Raw genomic sequence first — 16733 nt, forward strand, 5'->3', positions numbered from 1 at the left:
TTCACTCCCGTTGTCATTGGATTGCGTTGGCAGCTTGCCGTCAGGCGCGTTCGAGTCCGATGGCGATGCCCTGGCCGACACCGATGCACATGGTGGCGAGTGCGCGGCGCTTGCCGGTGAGCGACAGCTCCAGCGCGGCCGTGCCGGCGATGCGGGCGCCCGACATGCCAAGCGGATGGCCTAGCGCGATCGCCCCGCCATTCGGGTTCACGAAGTCCCCGTCTTCCGCGATGCCGAGCTCGCGCAGCACGGCAATGCCCTGGCTGGCGAAGGCTTCGTTGAGCTCGACGATGTCGAAATCGCCAGGCTTGATGCCCAGCCGCTCGCACAGCTTTCGCGTCGCCGGGATCGGCCCGAGGCCCATCACGCGCGGCGCGACACCGCCGGTGGCACCGCCAACGACGCGCGCCAGCGGGGTCAGGCCGTATTTCGCCGCAGCCTTCTCGGAAGCGACGATCAGCGCCGCCGCGCCATCGTTGACGCCCGAGGCGTTGCCGGCGGTGACCGTGCCGCCTTCCTTCCGGAAGGGGGTCGGCAACTTGGCGAGCTTCTCCAGCGTGGTGTCGCCGCGCGGATGCTCGTCGCTCTCGACGCTGATTGGATCACCCTTGCGCTGCGGGATGACGACCGGAACGATTTCCTTGCCGAGACGACCATTCTGCTGGGCCGCGACCGCCTTGAGCTGCGAGCGCAGGGCGAAGGCATCCTGGTCGGCCCGGCTGATCTTGCAGTCGGCCGCGACGTTCTCGCCGGTCTCCGGCATGGAATCGATGCCGTACTGTGCCTTCATCAGCGGATTGACGAAGCGCCAGCCGATGGTGGTGTCGTGGATCTCGGCATGGCGCGAGAAGGCGCTGTCGGCCTTGGGCATCACGAACGGCGCCCGCGACATGCTCTCGACGCCACCGGCGATCATCAGTTCGGCCTCGCCGGCCTTGATCGCGCGCGCTGCGGCGATGACCGCATCCATCCCTGAGCCGCAGAGCCGGTTCATCGTCGTGCCTGGCACCTCCTTGGGCAGGCCGGCGAGCAGCAGCGACATGCGCGCGACATTGCGGTTGTCCTCGCCCGCCTGGTTGGCACAGCCGAAGATCACGTCGTCGACGGCGCCGAAATCGACGCCTGGGTTGCGCTCGATCAGGGCCTTCAGCGGCACGGCGCCGAGATCGTCCGCCCGCACCGAAGAGAGAGAGCCGCCGAAACGGCCGATCGGCGTGCGGACATAGGCGCAGATGAAGGCTTCGCTCATGCGGAAGGACCCTTGCTGTTTCCTCGAATTCCATGCGCCGCCGGATGCGGCGGATGCAAATTATCTTTCGCCCCGACTGCCGACGCTTGCTTGCGGCGGAATATGCAGCAGCCAAACTCTTATGTTAAATGAAATCACTGCCCACGATAATAACCGTGAGGTTATCGAGCCATGGCCGAGTCGCTCCTGTCGACAATGGATCGGCGCATCAAGTTTCGCCATCTCCGTTGCTTCATCGAGGTCGCGCGGCTGAAGAGCGTCGTCAAGGCGGCATCGGTGCTCCATGTCAGCCAGCCCGCGATCTCCAAGACCGTGCAGGAGCTCGAAGAGCTCCTGGGGGCCGCCTTGTTCGAACCCAATCGCCGGACCATGCTGCTCACCGGCGCCGGCGAAATCTTCCTGCGCTATGCCAGCGCCAGCGTCACGGCGCTGAAGCAGGGCATGCGCATGGTTGGCGGCGACGAGATGTCGCCGGAGCATGCCTTCACCGTCGGGGCCCTGCCGACGGCCTCGGCCAGGATCCTGCCGGCCGCCATCGCCCATGTGACGCGACGCTATGAACGCCTGAGACCACGGGTCGTGACCGGGGCGAACGACGTGCTCATGGCGCAGCTGCGGCTCGGCGACCTCGATCTCGTCATCGGCCGCATGGCCGCGCCGGAGACGATGACGGGCTTCACCTTCGAGCACCTCTATTCCGAGCGGATCGGGCTGGTCGTCCGGCCGGAACATCCCCTGCTGCAAGCGGAGGCGTTCGCCCTTGCCGCGATCGCGGACTATCAGCTGCTGATGCCACCGCCGGGATCGGTGATCAGCTCGACGGTCGAACGTTATATGATCGCCAATTCGATCCAGCCGCGCTCGGGCGTGATCGAGACCGTCTCGGACGCCTTCGCCCGCGGCTATCTCCGGCAGACCGATGCGATCTGGTTCATTTCCGAGGGCGTGGTCGCCGAGGACGTCGCCAGCGGCCAACTGGCCCTCTTGCCGGCCCATACGGAAGACACGCTGGGGCCGGTCGGCCTGACGACGCGCGCCGACGCCGTCCTGTCCCTGTCGGCCCAGATCTTCATCACGGCGCTGAGGGAGATCGCCGCCGGCTGGCGCGCGGGAGGCACCTGAAAAGCCAGGACCGCAACGATCTCGAGGGCAACTTCCAGCCGAAAAAGCTTGTCGTACCGCGCGACCGGAGGCCGACCCGGGACCCAGTCCGGAACCTCAATCGGAAAGGCTCAGGGATCGATCCCGGATCTACGCTTCGCTTCATCGGGGATGGCGGCGTGCCAGGCCCTGACGATAGCCTCAGGCGCTCTCGCCGACCGCCTGCAGATAAAGGTCGAGGATCGCCTCTTCCTCCTTGCGCTCGTCGAGGTCGCGCTTGCGCAGCGCGATCACCTTGCGCAGGACCTTGACGTCGTAGCCGTTGCCCTTGGCCTCGGCATAGACCTCCTTGATGTCGTCGGCGATCGTCTTCTTCTCTTCCTCGAGCCGCTCGATGCGCTGCACGATGCTCTTGAGCTGATCGCCTGCAACCGGATCGTCCATTCTCAAAACCCTTCTTCGGAAATTGGCCGCAGGGGTTCGCAAGGATGGGCGGCAAGGTCAAGCAAGAAGGACGCCGTGTTCACATCTCTCGTGCCGCAGCCAGCGCTCCCGGCAGAAGCCGCGCCAGCCTCAAGCCCCCCGCGCGAGCCGCATGCGGCTCGCCGATCAGGTCCTGCCTGATCTCGATCAGCGCGTCGAGGAGGCCCCGGCGCGTGGCATGGCGGTCGATCGTGTCGCCTGGCAGGCCGCCATTATAGGGCTCGTTGTCGCCGACGATCAGGTCGCCCTCCGCCTGCAGCGCCGCGATCAGCGCCTGCGCGAGGCGCCCCTCCCTGTCCCAGAGCACGCCTGCATGCCAGGGCCGCGGCACGCCCTTCCAGAACGGCGTGAAGGAATGCAGCGAGACGACCGCCGGCGGGTGGCCGGCGGCAAGCGCCGTCTCGATCGCGCCATCGATGGCCGCGTCATAGGGTGCGTAGTAGCGCGCGATCCGCTCGGCGATCCCTGCCTCGTCGATGCGAGCATTGCCGGGGACGATCGCGCCGTCGGAAATCCGCATCACCAGCGTCGGATCATCGCGGCCGCGATTGGGGTCGATCAGCAGGCGCGAGAAATTGCTGAGCACGGCGGGCGCGCCGAGCGCCTGCGCCATCGCCCGCGTCATCTCGGCCGCACCGATATCGTAGGCGATATGGCGTTCGAGCTGCTGCGGCGGCAGGCCGAGCAGGTTCAGCTCAGGGGGGATCGCGTTGGTCGCATGGTCGCAGAGCAACAGGATGCCGGTCTCCGGATCGCCGGGAATGACCTCGACCTCGCCGGGTTGCCGCACCGGAGCACCGCCCTGCAAGCCCTCGTCCGCACGCATCATGACCTCGGACTACATCATCAAATCGCGGGTGACGCCCACGCCGACGCGGCATAGAAGGGGCTGAGACGAAAGTCGATTGCCAACGGCAGATTCGCAAGAGGAAGCGGCTTGGAGCAGCGGCAGGACGCAATCGCGGAGCGGCATCGGATCGCCCGCCGGATCTTCGACGCGGCCGTGGACAGAGCCCATCCGCGCAGCTGGCTCGCCGCGCATCTGCCACCCCCGCCGCCGCAAGGCCGCCTGATCCTGCTCGCCGCCGGCAAGGCCGCCGGCAGCATGACGCAGCTGGCGGAGGCGCATTATCTCGACACGCTGAAGCTCTCGCCCGAGCGCTTCCTCGGCCATGCCGTGGCGCGCCATGGCTACGAGGCTCAGACCCGCCACATCCCGATGCTGGCCGCCGGCCACCCCGTTCCCGACGAGGGCAGCATCGCCAGCGCGACGCGGGCGCTCGAACTCGCTGCGTCCGCCACCGCCGATGATCTCGTCCTGGTGCTGCTCTCCGGCGGCGGCTCGGCCAACTGGGTCGCGCCCGCCGGCGCGCTCGCGCTCGCCGAGAAGCAGGCGGTCAACAAGGCACTGCTGCGCTCGGGCGCACCGATCGGCGAGATGAACATCGTCCGCAAGCGTCTCTCGCGCATCAAGGGTGGCCGGCTCGCGCTCGCCGCCGCACCAGGCAGGCTGCTGACCCTCGCCGTCTCCGACGTGCCGCATGACGATCCTGCCGCGATCGCCTCGGGCCCGACCGTGCCCGATCCGAGCACGATGGCCGACGCCCGCGCCATCGTCGCCCGCTACGGGCTGTCGCTGCCGCCGGCGGCGCTGGCGCTGCTCGCCGACGATGCCAGCGAGACGCCCAAGCCCGGCGATCCCGCCTTTACCGGCAGCGAATACCGCATCGTCGCCCGCCCGGCCGACGCCATCGCTGCAGCCGTCAAGGCCGCCGCCCAGGCCGGCTACGAGCCGATCGATCTCGGCCCCGATCTCGAAGGCGAGGCGCGCGACGTCGCTGCCGCCCAGGCCGCCCGGGCGAAGGAACTCAAGGCCGCCGGCCGCCGCGCCGCGCTGATCTCGGGCGGTGAGCTCACCGTCACCATCGCCGGCAATGGCCGTGGCGGGCCGAACCAGGAATTCGCGCTCGCCCTGGCGCTCGCGCTCGCCGGCGAGCCCGGCATCGTCGCGCTCTCCGGCGACACCGACGGCACCGATGGCGGCGGCGGCGAAGCGACCGACCCGGCCGGAGCGGTCATCGACGAGACGACGCTGGCGCGCGCCCGCAGCCTCGGCCTCTTTCCCGCCCAATCGCTGGCCCAGAACGACTCGACCGGTTTCTTCTCGGCTCTCGGCGACCTGTTGCAGACCGGCCCGACCCTGACCAACGTCAACGATTGCCGCGTGATACTGATCGATCCAAGAAGCGATTCATGAGCAAAGGCGCACGTCTCCATTCGATTTTGCTGGCCGGAGGGCTGCTCCTGGCCGGCGCCAGCCCGGCGCTGGCCGATCTGCGCATGTGCAACACGACGGGCAGCCGCGTCGGCATCGCCCTCGGCTATCGCGATGCCCAAGGCTGGATCACCGAAGGCTGGTGGAATCTGGCGCCGCGCGCCTGCGAGACCCTGCTGCGCGGCACGCTGGCGGCGCGTTTCTACTATGTCCACGCCGTCGACTACGACAAGGGCGGCGAATGGACCGGCAAATCCGTCATGTGCACGCGCAACAAGGAATTCACCATCCGCGGCATCGAGGACTGCCTGGCGCGCGGCTATGAGCGCTCCGGCTTCTTCGAGGTCGACACCGGCGAGCAGAAGGGCTGGACGATCCAGCTCACCGACACGGCAGGCGCGGCGCCGCGCCCGTGATGCGGCGCAGCAAATCGCTTGCCCTAATCGGTTGAATCGGCGAGGGCTGCCGAAAGCGGCCCAGAAGGCTTTTGAAGGGGGAATGACGCGATGAGGCGGGAACGGCGGATCAAGATCATCGCCACGCTGGGGCCGGCCTCGTCCACCTCGGAGATGTGCGCTGCCCTGTTCAAGGCCGGCGTCGACGTCTTCCGCATCAATATGAGCCACACTCAGCGCGAGGACCTGCCGGCAAGGATCGCGATGCTGCGAGGGCTGGAGAAAGAGTTCCGCCGCCCGGTCGGCATCCTCGCCGACCTGCAGGGGCCAAAGCTGCGCGTCGGCCAGTTCGGCGGCGATGGCGGCGTCATGCTGGAGAAGGATGCCCGCTTCATCCTCGACGCCGACACGGCGCCCGGCACAGCCAAGCGCGTGCACCTGCCGCATCCCGAGATCCTCTCGGCGCTGGAGCCCGGCCATCACCTCATCCTCGACGACGGCAAGATCCGCCTCGTCGTCGAGAAGGCTTCGCCCAAGCAGGCCGTGACCAAGGTCGTCGTCGGCGGCCGCCTCTCCTCGCGCAAGGGCGTCAGCCTGCCCGACACCACGATCCCGGTCTCTGCCATGACCGACAAGGATCGCTCGGACGCCGAGGCCGCGGCCGAGGCCGGTGTCGACTGGATCGCGCTCTCCTTCGTGCAGCGGCCGGAGGACATGGCGGACCTGCGCAAGATCGTCCGGGGCCGGGCGCTGGCGCTTGCCAAGATCGAGAAGCCGCAGGCCGTGCTCCGGCTTCAGGAGATCATCGAGGCCTCCGACGCGATCATGGTTGCGCGCGGCGATCTCGGCGTCGAGATGCCGATTGAGAAGGTGCCGGGCACCCAGAAGCGCATCACCCGCATGGCGCGCCGCATGGGCAAGCCGGTCGTGGTCGCGACCCAGATGCTGGAGAGCATGATCACCGCGCCGGTCCCGACCCGCGCCGAGGTTTCCGACGTCGCGACAGCGGTGTTCGAGGGCGCCGACGCCGTCATGCTCTCGGCCGAGAGCGCCGCCGGCCAGTACCCGATCGAGGCGGTCGCGATGATGAACCGCATCGCCGAGGAGGTGGAGAGCGAGTCGATCTACCGCTCGATCCTCGAATCGCAGAAGGCCGAGCCGGAGGCGACCGGCGCCGACGCCATCGCCAAGGCCGCGCACGAGATCGCCGACGCGCTGCATCTCAAGGCGATCGCCGCCTGGACCTCCTCGGGCTCGACCGCCCTCCGGATTGCCCGGGAGCGGCCGAACTCGACTGTCGTCGCGCTGACGCCGAACGCCGCCACGGCGCGCCGCCTGACGCTTGTCTGGGGCGTCCACTCCGTGGTGACCAAGGACGCCAGCGACATCGACGACATGGCCTTCCGCGCCTGCAAGTTCGCGGTACGCGAGCGTTTTGCCGCCGAGGGCGACCGGCTCATCGTCGTCGCCGGCGTTCCGTTCGGCACGCCGGGCGCGACCAACATGGTTCGCATCGCCTTCGTCGCGAAGGAGCATGTCGAGCAGGCGTGATCTGCTCGGCATTCCCCTGCGCCCGCCCCTGCTCTACTGCTTGAGCGGTCAGCCTCTGCGAGCCAGCGACGCCCATGGCCCTCACCGACATCGCCACCCGGACCTATAATCACAGCTGGCGGCTCGACCCGATCATCCGCAGCCTGCTCGACACCGACTTCTACAAGCTGCTGATGCTGCAGATGATCAGGAGCTTCCACCCGGAGGTGCAGGTCACCTTCGGCCTGATCAACCGATCCAAACAGATCCGTCTCGCCGACGTGATCGAGGAAGCCGAGCTGCGCGCTCAGCTCGACCACGCCCGTGAATTGCGCTTCACCAAGAAGGAGCTGATCTGGCTCGCCGGCAACAGCTTCTACGGCAAGACCCAGATGTTCACGCCGGACTTCATCGCCTGGCTCGCCGAGTTCCGCCTGCCGGACTACGAGCTGCGCAAGGTCGACGGCCAGTACGAGCTGACCTTCGCCGGCCCCTGGACCCATTCGATGATGTGGGAGATCCCGGCGCTCGCCATCGTCAACGAACTGCGCTCGCGCCAGGCGCTCAAGACCTGGGATCGCTTTGCGCTCGACGTGCTCTATGCCCGCGCCAAGTCGAAGCTCTGGGACAAGGTCGAGCGGCTGAAGAAGCTGCCGGACCTGCGCATCTCCGATTTCGGCACGCGCCGCCGCCACGGCCATCTCTGGCAGCGCTGGTGCGTCGAGGCGCTGAAGGAGGGCTTGGGCCCGACCTTCACCGGCACCTCCAATGTCCTGCTCGCCATGGAGAACGATCTCGAGGCGATCGGCACCAACGCCCATGAATTACCGATGGTGCTGGCCGCGCTCGCCGACAGCGACGAGGAGCTGAAACGCGCGCCCTATCGCGTCCTCGACGAATGGCGCCAGGTCTATGGCGGCAACCTCCTGATCGTGCTGCCCGACGCCTTCGGCACAACCGCCTTCCTCGATGATGCCCCGTCCTGGCTCGCCGACTGGACGGGCTTTCGTCCCGACAGCGCCCCGCCGATCGAGGCCGGCGAGCAGATCATCGCCTGGTGGAAGTCGCAGGGGCGCGATCCCAGGAGCAAGCTGCTGATCTTCTCCGACGGCATGGACATCGACTCGATCGAGGAGGCCTACCGGCATTTCCACGGCCGGGTCCGCACCGGCTTCGGCTGGGGCACCAACCTGACCAACGACTTCGTCGGCTGCTCGCCGGTCGGCACGCCCGATCTCGACCCGATCTCGCTGGTCTGCAAGGTCGTCAGCGCCAATGGCCGCCCGGCGGTGAAGCTCTCCGACAACCCGAACAAGGCGACCGGCGACCCGGCCGAGATCGCGCGGTATCTGCGGGTGTTCGGTGGGGCGGATCGGAAGGCGAAGGCTGTGAGGGTTTAGCCGCTGGCTCTCATCGGCGGCTGGCTCGCGTCGGCGATCGTGGTCCGTCAGGGCCTCGTGGTCGGCCCTAGAAGTCGGCGTCAGCGATCGGCGTCGCGTGGAAGCTGCACAGGCAACAGGAAGCCGAACGGCGTCTTGGCGCGAAAGCGATCGTCCTTCGTTGCCCGATTCATCTCTCCGTCGGAGGATGCCAGGCGCAGCTTTGCTGCGAAACTTTCGCTGTCCTCGGGAGCACTGAACAAATAGCCTTGGCCGATCGGACATCCCATGCCGGCCAGCAGCGCCCGCTGGGCCTCGGTTTCCACCCCCTCCGCCACGACGGCGGTACCGAGGGCGCGACCGAGATCGATGATGGCCCGGACGATGACCATCTGCGAATGACTGGCAGCTAGTTCGGCGACGAAGCTTCGGTCGATCTTGATCTCCGTGACCGGAAATACCTCGAGCAGACGCAGGTTCGAATAACCGGTCCCGAAGTCATCGACGGAGAGGCCGACGCCAAGGTCCCGCAGCTGGTGTATCGCCGCCAGCACGCCGGGCGAGTCGTTGAGAAACATGCTTTCGGTGATCTCGAGCGTCAGCCAGGCCGGTTCGACACCGGCCTTTCGGATCACCCGGTCCACGATCTCCGCCATGTCGCGGTGCAGAAATTCCGTGGCGGACACGTTGACCGAGAAGCGCAGCGGCCGTTCCCTGTATTTGTTGATCTTGCTTGCAAAGGCGGCGACGGCAGCAAGACCGCGCTCGCCGAGATCGAGGAGGAGGCCGATCCGCTCTGCCGCCTCGATGAATCGCCCCGGCGGCAGGACGCCGAACAGGGGGTGGTTCCATCGCATCAGCGCCTCAGCGCCGACCCACTCGCCCGTCACCAAGTCGATCTGGGGCTGGAAATGATGGAAGAACTGGTCGTTTGCGAGAGCAGCCCTTAACTCGCGGGTCAGCTGGACCCGGTTGCGCGCTTCATCCTCATCTTCGCTCTGAAACTGGCGGGGGCCGCTCAGCGGAGCCGATTTCGCTGCACGCAGCGCCGCCCCGGCATTTCGGATGAGGGAGATCGCGTTGCCATTGGGCTGACCGAGCGCATAGCCAACGGCAAAGCGCAGCGAAACATTTGCTCCGGGAACGACGAAGTCCGGGGCGAGCGCGGCGCACACCTCGGCGACGATCGGCGGCCCGCTGGCTTCATGCGCCGGTTCGAAGGCCAGGGCGAACTCATTTGCTCCGATGCGGGCGACGAGAGCAGCGCCGGTCTCGCGCAGTCGGCGACCCGTTTCCATCAGCAGCGCGTCCCCGACATCGAAGCCGTACCCGGCGTTGATGTCGTGGAAGCCGATCACGTCGAGCTTTACGATCATGACCGGGCCGGCGCGTGTCGCGAAACGCCTTTCCGCAGCGACGATGAAAGCCTGTCGGTTGAGACATCCTGTTGCAACGTCGAGATTAGCGGCGCGATCGAGGGCGATCTCTGTCTGGCGCGTCGCCGACACGTCGCGAAGAATGGCAAGATAGAGCAGTTCGTCGCCGATCGTGAATGGTCGGAGGCTGAGGCTGTTCCAAAAGGCCGACCCGTCCTTCCGGTAATTGCGCAAGGTGACGTCGACCGGTTCGGCCGCCCTGATGGCCGCTGCTATACGGGCGACTTCCGGCTGCTCCCGCTCATTGCCTTGCAGGTAGCGACAATCTTTCCCGAGCGTCTCGTGCCGCGCATAGCCCGTCAGCCGTTCAAAGGCCGTGTTCACGTAGATCAGCGGCCCGCTTCCTTCAGAAATCCGGCCGATAGCCACACCATCGGAGAAGTCCTCGACCAGCGTCGGCAGGATCGAGCGGAGCAGGGAGTCCGAGCCGGAGTTCACGCAATTGCCGAACGGTTTCGGCACGTGCTTCATGAACTTCGGGAGCTCCAGTTCCTTGAAGTCTTTCATGACCCGAGCAATGGCGCGGTTGCCTGTCGCCGGGCAATCCGGGGTCGCGGTCGTTTCGGGACAACCGTCAGCCGATTTCGGCCATAGTGGGTCTCGACCCGTTTCCGGACGTCCGGAATCGTTCGCGGTAGTCTGAGGGCATCGCTCCGATATGAGCGAGAAAGGCGCGGCGCATCGCCCGCGCGGAGCCGAAGCCGCTTTTCGCCGCGACTGACTCGATTGGCAGGCGGCTGGCTTCCAGCAGAAAGCGCGCGACATCGATCCGCGTGAGATCGACATATTCGGACGGCGCGATTCCCACCTCCTGCGTGAAGACCCGCGTGAAGTTGCGCGGACTCATCGCCGCGATACGCGCCAGAGTGTTGACGGAAAGGTCGGCATCCGGATGGCTCAGGATATACTGCTGGACCTTGTTGAGGCGGCTGCGGTCGATGGCTTGGGCCGCCAGATGCATGCTGAACTGAGACTGGTCCCCCGGCCGCTTCAGGAACACGACCAGGCGACGGGCGACATAAAGCGCCACGTCGCGGCCCAGATCCTCCTCGACCAGCGAAAGGCCGAGATCGATCGCCGCGCTCGACCCGGCGGAGGTGACCATCGCGCCGTCCCGAACGAAGACGCGATCACCGTCCACCTTCGCGTCCGGAAATCGCTCGGCCAGGAGCGGCGCATACTGCCAGTGCGTCGCCACGTGGCGGCCACTGAGGAGCCCGGCGTCACCAAGCAGGAACGCCCCCGTGCAGACCGAGCCGTAGCGCCGTGTCTGCGGAGCCGTCCGGGCCAGCCAGTCGATGACGTCCCTGCCCGGGGCACTGGGAACTCCGACGCTGCCGGCCATGAGAAGCGTATCGGGATCCTTCGGGCTCCTGAGGTAATCTGAGTCCGGCAGGACCCTGAGTCCCGAGCCGCACCGGATCGGCCCGTCCTCTTCGGCGACGATACCGACCTCGTAGAACGCCTCGGCTGCGCGCGCATTGGCTTCGGCGAACACGTCCATCAGGCCAGCGAGTTCCAGCGAGTGAACGTTGGAGGGAACGAAGATGGTGATCCGCATGTGGATATTCCTCGGGCGGCGAGTGCATACGCTGCAGGAAGGTCAGCCCGCACCAGCCTGTGAGAGCGGCCGCTATCGCCGGCCAGGCGCATCTGCCCGCGACAATCAGGCGCTCCTCTGGAGCAGCACCTTAGGCTGGAAACTGCTCGCCGTCCTGCCGCCCCGGCGCCGCCTCCAGATCACCACCTCGCACGATTCCATATGCCGCGATCCTAAGCGCTCGCCCTCAATCCTGCACATGCTCTGAAGGGTACGGCAGAGGGCCCGAACGCCTCTGCTCGACATAGCCGACCGGGGACAGGGTCAATTCGGTGCGGAGCTTGATCGCCCGGCAAGCCGGAGCCGCAGCGATGCAGAAACACTCCCGCTTCCAGCGCATGGCGGCTGTTCCTTGCCGCGCTGCGCAAGTCGGGTATCGTCGAGGTGTTCTCAGGGCGGGGCGAAATTCCCCACCGGCGGTATGCGGCCCCGGCCGTGAGCCCGCGAGCGCCTTTCGCGAGGAAGGGTCAGCAGATCAGGTGCGATGCCTGAGCCGACGGTCACAGTCCGGAAGAAAGAGAACGTGCCGTCGTCCGCGCTCCACCGGCGCGGCGCGCGGCCGTGATCGCCTTGGGTGACGTGTCTGTCGCGAAAGGAGATCACTGTGACACTCGCCCGTTTTGCCTTCATTAAAGCCGCCTGGCACGCCGATGTCGTCGACCAGGCCCTCAAGGGCTTCCTCGAGGTCATCCCTCCCGCTCAGGTCGATGTATTCGACGTGCCGGGCGCATTCGAGATGCCGCTGCTCGCACGCGACCTCGCCGCGACCGGCCGCTACGCCGCAGTCGCCGCCGCGGCGCTGGTCGTGGACGGCGGCATCTATCGCCATGACTTCGTCGCGCAGGCCGTCGTCGATGGCTTGATGCGGGCCGGGCTCGATACCGGCGTGCCGGTGCTCTCGGTCTCGCTGACCCCGCATCATTACCGGGAGGCGCCGCATCACGCCGAGATCTTCAGGGCGCATTTCGTGACCAAGGGCCGCGAAGCAGCGGAAGCAGCGCTCATGATCGTCCGCACCCGCGCCCGCTTGGCGGCCTGACGATCAATGCATTAGGCTGCCTCCCGCGCGATCGAGAGGCAGCCTCGATGGCCGCTAGACCTCGATCAACAGCGGTCTGTGGTCCGAAACCTCTGGCTGCTCGACGACCGTGAAGGCGAGAACCTCGACCGTCTCGTTCACCAACATGTAGTCGGCATAGCGACCCGGCTTCTTGTAGTGGGATGTCCGGGTATCGGAATGGCCGCGGCCGACGACGAGATCCTTCAGCCCGAGACTGGCCAGAATCCCGAAGGTCTGGCTGTCGGGCTCGACATTGAAATCGCCGCAGACGACGAGCCGGTCACCCGGCTCCGCCACGGCCTGGACCAGGCCGACCAGGCGCTGCGCCTGCGCGAGGCGCTCCGGCGTGTCGATCTTGCCGCGGAGATCTCTCAATCCATGCATGTGCGCGATGGTGATCGGCTTGCCCAGATCGAAATCGTGGAGCCGGACGACATGGGCGCTACGCGAGCGCGGATGCTCGCCATAGCCGTCCGGGGAAAAGCCCTTGTGCACGAAGCCCTGCATCTGCCCGACGATCGGAAAGCGGCGGTGCACGAAGGTTGCGAGCCCCCATTGCGATGGCACGGTCTCATCGCCATCCCACAAGATGCCCTGCGCCGCCGGGCAGAAAATCGCGACATGCTCCGGCAGTGCCGCCGATATGTCCTGGAAGAAGTTGGCGCGCTGCGGCAGCACATGATCGCCGTCGCGATAGTCCAGCCAGTCCTTGTTTGCTGCCGGCGTATGGACGACCTCCTGCAGGCAGAGGACATCAGGCGCCTCCCGCGCCAGATACGCGCGCGCCTCCTCGTGCAGTGTCCCGCCCCAGCCATTCAGGCACATGATGCGCAATGCGGTAGTCCTTGTCTGTCTAGCCGATCCGGAACACCTTGCCGGTCCCGGCTTCGCGGAAGAGATCGACCCGCTCGCCGTTCCAGTGATAGTCGAGATGCCGGCCCTGGACGGGATTGCCGGCGAGATCGGGCCAGAATAGCCCGGCGCACTCTCCGCCCGGCCGGCGCACGCTCGGATAGGCCACGCCATCCGAGCCGGCGGCGCGCAGCCTCGAACCCAGCGCCTGGCTTTCCGAATAATCGTCAGGCCGCAGCAGCGCGCTCTCCCCAGCCCGCTCGTCGCGCAGATCGTGGAGGGCGGCCTCGATCGACAGTACCAGTTCCCGGAACTGCGAGGTCCAGCCGGGCGGCTCCTTCGTCCGCGCCATGAAGCGGCCATGGTGGTGGATCGTCTCGAACAGCGCCGTCTCGAAGCTTTCGGCGACATAGAGCACGCCGAAGCTGCCATCGCTGAACCGGCTCGGGCGGTCGCGGCTGATATGGGTGAACGGCGCCATCAGCCAGCTCGCGCCCGCCCCGGAGACGCGGCGGGCCGGCGGCACCAGGTCGAGATTGCCGATCGTCTCCATCAGCCGCGGATTGGTCTTCATCTCCGCCAGGATCAGCAACGGCCAGTCGCCGGGGTCGGCGATATCCTCGAACAGGTCGATCGGCGGGAAGGCACTGCGGATGATACGGACCGCCGCCGGCCAGACGACCGGCGCGACGGGAAAGTCGCCCGTGCTCACCAGAGCCCGCGCTCCGCGTCGAGATAGCGCCGCACCCGCATCAGGTCGGTGAGCTCGCCGCCGAGCATGACCTCCAGTGCCGACTTGCCGGCGAAGGCCGCGTTGCCCGTCTTGATCCAGGCATAGCCGCGCTGCGGCTCGCGGAAGATCAGGCGCAGCGCCTTGTGGATGCCCATCAGATTGGAGAGCCGGGCTCGCGCATCGCGGTCGATCCGGCCGATCTCGCCCGCCTTCCAGCGCCGATAGCTGCGCACGGGCTGGTCGAGCAGCACGGCGGCCTCCTCGTCGGTCAGCCCCCAGAGCCGGAACAGGTTCACCGACGCACGGAACATCGCCGCAGCCTCGGCCTCTGTGATCGCAGCAGGCGAGAAGGCATCGGGCGACGTTGGAACCGGGGAGAGCTGGCTCATCAGGCAATCTCCATTTGGCATAAGATAGATAAAATGCTGCCAAATGGCAATAGGACGCAAAGATCGCGTCAATCGGCGTTCAATGCCAGCCCCGATGTCGCCCCGACAATCTGGTCGATCGCATCGACGACGATTTCCGGCGCGGCGTGATGCGGCATGTGACCGACACCGGGCAACAGGACGAACCGACCTTGCGGGGCCTGTCGCGCGATCGCCGCGGAGTGGATTGTCGGCGAGACGATGGCATCGCTGTCGCCGGTGATCGCCACCACCGGAACCTTCAGCTCGCGATAGTGCGGCGCCTGCGCGCTGACGAAATCGAAGGTCGCGGCGATGTCCTGGGAATTCGCCTCGAACACGGCCGGGCGCATCAGCAGGCGGATCTCGCCGGTCTCGATGTAATCAGGCGTTTCCGGTGCCGGTTCGAACACCGAGCGCGCCCCGCCGCTAAGCAGATGGCGCGCCACCGGTACGGCGACGACGCGGCTGAACACCGGCCCGAGCAGCGGCGCCGTGGTGAGGTGATGATACCAGGCGATGCCGCCCGGCCATGGGTGGGTGACCGCACCGAGCAGGATAAGTCCACTCAGCCGCTCCGGCCGCTCGAGGGCGATCCGCGCCGAGGCTGCGCCGCCGAGCGAATGCGCCACCAGCGCGAAGCGCTCGGGAACGATCTGGTCGAGCCCCTGCATCAGCGCCTGCGCCTGCCGTCCCGGGTCGGCCATCGCCCGCCCGGCCAGCCGCTCGCTCCAGCCATGGCCCGGCCGGTCGATGGCGACAACGCGATAATGCGACAGCTCAGGCCCGAGCGTCGCCAGCAGGTCGGCATGGTTGGACGAAGCGCCATGCACCAGCACCACCGTGCCGCGCGATTGTCCGTCGGGCCCCCGCTCGCGATAATGCAGCCGTCCACCTTCGACGGCGACGAATGCACCCCGCGGCGGGTAGCGCTGCTCCACCTCGGCGCGCGTCATCTCGCTGAACAGGGCAAGCCCGACGGCAACGAGAACGAGAGCGATCAGGGCAAAGCGCAGCATCGACGGATTACGCGCGGCGAATGGATTCGGTTCTGCGGACAACGCGAGTCACGCGTCGCGGCCGTCGACCTCGAGCTTGAGCGATTCGACGGCGTCCTTCACCGCGTCGAGCTGCGGATAGATGGCGAGCGCCCGCCGATAGGCGACCATGGCGCGCTTGTCGTCGCCCTGCTGGCGCAGGATCGTGCCGAGGCCCATCATCGCGCCGTAATGGCGCGGCTCACGCTTCAGCGTCTCGGCGATGTCGAGCAGCGAGCGAATCGGATCACCCGCGAGAAACAGCGCATTGGCCCGCTGATTCCAACCCTCGGCCCAGTCGGGCTCCAGGGTGACGACCCGGTCGAGCAATTCGATCGCCAGCGGCAATTCGCGCGCCTTCAGCGCATCCTGCGCTCTGGTCATGAGGAGATCGGCCGTATCCGACCCCGACCGCGCCCAGCGACGCTGGATCAGGTTGGCGATTCCCTTCGCCTCCTCCGGCGTCTTGGCGCCGGCAAGCCGCTCGAACAACCGGTCAAGCGTGACGGGGCTGCGCGGCGGCGGCACTTCCGGCAGGTTGGGCTTGTCGTCGCGATCGGCGTTCGGCACGGCGCCGTCACGCAACGGTTTGTCCTGCGCAAGAACCCCGGGGGCAGCTGCGAGCAGCAGCCCCGGAATCAGCGCAAGGCGGGCAAGACGAGAGAGTCTCATGCCCTCAAGGTGAGCCCGGCGAAGCCCGGCGTCAATTCACGGCCCAGCGAGATCGCTGGAGAACATGGCCATGCACACGCCAAAAAAGCGGGCCGCACACTGTGCAGCCCGCTCAATCTCGACAAGGAAGCTTCCAGCGCAGCCCGACGGCCGCACGGAATCTCAGCCCTGACGCGCCTTGAAGCGCTTCTGGACCTTGTTGATGATGTAGACGCGGCCCTTACGGCGCACGAGCTGGTTATCGCGGTGGCGCGCGCGCAGCGACTTCAGCGAATTGCGGATCTTCATAACCGGTACTCCCATCGGCCCGCCTCGCGGCGAAACCGGTCAAAAAACTGAAGGCGACGCGAACCGGAGGCCGGCTCTCATCGAGCAAACGACATGCGCGCCTGATGCGATGGCCGGCTGTATAAGGATTTTGCCGGGATTGGCAAGGCCCCGGCGCGTTTTTCCGCCTGGTGATCGCGTGCGTCATGCTCTCGTCGCAATCGCATGGCGGCCCTAGCGTCCCGGCCACTGCATAC

General features: G+C 66.9%; 18 protein-coding genes and 1 riboswitch. Of the genes, 7 read left to right on the top strand and 11 right to left on the bottom strand.

Going from position 1 to position 16733, the window contains the following annotated elements:
- Positions 1–40: 40 nt before the first annotated feature.
- Complete coding sequence (gene pcaF, locus BMZ21_RS16230) at positions 41–1249, bottom strand: 3-oxoadipyl-CoA thiolase (RefSeq protein WP_091836421.1); 1209 nt, start codon at positions 1247–1249, stop codon at positions 41–43.
- Between the two features lie 171 nt (positions 1250–1420).
- On the opposite strand from pcaF, the gene pcaQ reads away from it, so the two are divergent.
- Positions 1421–2371: a pca operon transcription factor PcaQ gene (gene pcaQ, locus BMZ21_RS16235; RefSeq protein ID WP_244543871.1), complete on the top strand. Its 951-nt coding sequence runs from the start codon at positions 1421–1423 to the stop codon at positions 2369–2371.
- A 180-nt stretch (positions 2372–2551) separates the two neighbouring features.
- Here the strand turns inward: pcaQ and BMZ21_RS16240 are convergent, their stop codons facing one another.
- Together BMZ21_RS16240 and BMZ21_RS16245 are read right to left on the bottom strand one after the other, a co-directional pair.
- Complete coding sequence (locus BMZ21_RS16240) at positions 2552–2794, bottom strand: DUF2312 domain-containing protein (RefSeq protein WP_091836424.1); 243 nt, start codon at positions 2792–2794, stop codon at positions 2552–2554.
- Positions 2795–2873: 79 nt separating this feature from the next.
- Positions 2874–3659 carry an N-formylglutamate amidohydrolase gene (locus tag BMZ21_RS16245; protein ID WP_091837117.1) on the bottom strand — a complete coding sequence of 262 codons (786 nt, stop codon included), beginning with the start codon at positions 3657–3659 and terminating at the stop codon, positions 2874–2876.
- 111 nt (positions 3660–3770) lie between these two features.
- On the opposite strand from BMZ21_RS16245, the gene BMZ21_RS16250 reads away from it, so the two are divergent.
- The 4 genes from BMZ21_RS16250 (at position 3771) to pncB (ending at position 8433) form a co-directional block, all read left to right on the top strand.
- A complete protein-coding gene (locus BMZ21_RS16250) occupies positions 3771–5090 on the top strand; it encodes a glycerate kinase type-2 family protein (protein ID WP_425285448.1) in 1320 nt (439 codons plus the stop codon).
- The gene (locus tag BMZ21_RS16255) at positions 5087–5524 is read left to right on the top strand and encodes a DUF1036 domain-containing protein (RefSeq protein WP_208862298.1); all 438 of its coding nucleotides are present in this window, start codon (positions 5087–5089) and stop codon (positions 5522–5524) included. Before BMZ21_RS16250 ends, BMZ21_RS16255 begins: the two co-directional genes overlap by 4 nt.
- A gap of 90 nt (positions 5525–5614) precedes the next feature.
- Positions 5615–7054, top strand: coding sequence for a pyruvate kinase (gene pyk, locus BMZ21_RS16260; RefSeq protein WP_091836428.1), 1440 nt, complete (start codon positions 5615–5617; stop codon positions 7052–7054).
- Between the two features lie 74 nt (positions 7055–7128).
- Positions 7129–8433: a nicotinate phosphoribosyltransferase gene (pncB, locus tag BMZ21_RS16265; protein WP_091836430.1), complete on the top strand. Its 1305-nt coding sequence runs from the start codon at positions 7129–7131 to the stop codon at positions 8431–8433.
- Positions 8434–8513: 80 nt separating this feature from the next.
- On the opposite strand, the gene BMZ21_RS16270 is transcribed toward pncB, so the two are convergent.
- A complete protein-coding gene (locus BMZ21_RS16270; protein WP_091836432.1) occupies positions 8514–10355 on the bottom strand; it encodes a putative bifunctional diguanylate cyclase/phosphodiesterase in 1842 nt (613 codons plus the stop codon).
- Positions 10356–10422: 67 nt separating this feature from the next.
- Positions 10423–11409, bottom strand: coding sequence for a GlxA family transcriptional regulator (locus tag BMZ21_RS16275; protein WP_091836434.1), 987 nt, complete (start codon positions 11407–11409; stop codon positions 10423–10425).
- On the opposite strand from BMZ21_RS16275, the gene BMZ21_RS29940 reads away from it, so the two are divergent.
- Positions 11396–11656: a hypothetical protein gene (locus BMZ21_RS29940; RefSeq protein ID WP_143079722.1), complete on the top strand. Its 261-nt coding sequence runs from the start codon at positions 11396–11398 to the stop codon at positions 11654–11656. The genes BMZ21_RS16275 and BMZ21_RS29940 overlap by 14 nt on opposite strands.
- A 174-nt stretch (positions 11657–11830) precedes the next feature.
- Positions 11831–11975, top strand: a riboswitch (FMN riboswitch).
- Between the two features lie 77 nt (positions 11976–12052).
- On the top strand, positions 12053–12487 hold the full coding sequence (locus BMZ21_RS16280; RefSeq protein WP_091836436.1) for a 6,7-dimethyl-8-ribityllumazine synthase: 435 nt from the start codon (positions 12053–12055) through the stop codon (positions 12485–12487).
- A gap of 54 nt (positions 12488–12541) precedes the next feature.
- Here BMZ21_RS16280 and BMZ21_RS16285 read toward each other — a convergent pair whose 3' ends face one another.
- The 6 genes from BMZ21_RS16285 to ykgO form a co-directional block, all read right to left on the bottom strand.
- Positions 12542–13342: an endonuclease/exonuclease/phosphatase family protein gene (locus BMZ21_RS16285; protein WP_091836439.1), complete on the bottom strand. Its 801-nt coding sequence runs from the start codon at positions 13340–13342 to the stop codon at positions 12542–12544.
- Positions 13343–13361: 19 nt separating this feature from the next.
- Positions 13362–14075, bottom strand: a complete 714-nt coding sequence (locus tag BMZ21_RS16290) for an RES family NAD+ phosphorylase (RefSeq protein ID WP_091837122.1) — start codon at positions 14073–14075, stop codon at positions 13362–13364.
- Positions 14069–14482, bottom strand: a complete 414-nt coding sequence (locus BMZ21_RS16295; protein ID WP_091836441.1) for an MbcA/ParS/Xre antitoxin family protein — start codon at positions 14480–14482, stop codon at positions 14069–14071. The genes BMZ21_RS16290 and BMZ21_RS16295 overlap by 7 nt, the downstream gene beginning before the upstream one ends.
- Before the next feature lie 68 nt (positions 14483–14550).
- Positions 14551–15519: an alpha/beta fold hydrolase gene (locus tag BMZ21_RS16300; protein WP_091836443.1), complete on the bottom strand. Its 969-nt coding sequence runs from the start codon at positions 15517–15519 to the stop codon at positions 14551–14553.
- A gap of 48 nt (positions 15520–15567) precedes the next feature.
- On the bottom strand, positions 15568–16209 hold the full coding sequence (locus tag BMZ21_RS16305) for a tetratricopeptide repeat protein (protein WP_091836445.1): 642 nt from the start codon (positions 16207–16209) through the stop codon (positions 15568–15570).
- Positions 16210–16371: 162 nt separating this feature from the next.
- Positions 16372–16497 (bottom strand): type B 50S ribosomal protein L36, encoded by a 126-nt coding sequence (ykgO, locus tag BMZ21_RS16310; protein ID WP_038363015.1) that lies wholly within the window; start codon positions 16495–16497, stop codon positions 16372–16374.
- Positions 16498–16733: the final 236 nt, after the last annotated feature.

Origin of the sequence: Allobosea lupini, assembly GCF_900109525.1 — a bacterium.
In the GTDB taxonomy this organism is placed as follows: domain Bacteria; phylum Pseudomonadota; class Alphaproteobacteria; order Rhizobiales; family Beijerinckiaceae; genus Allobosea; species Allobosea lupini.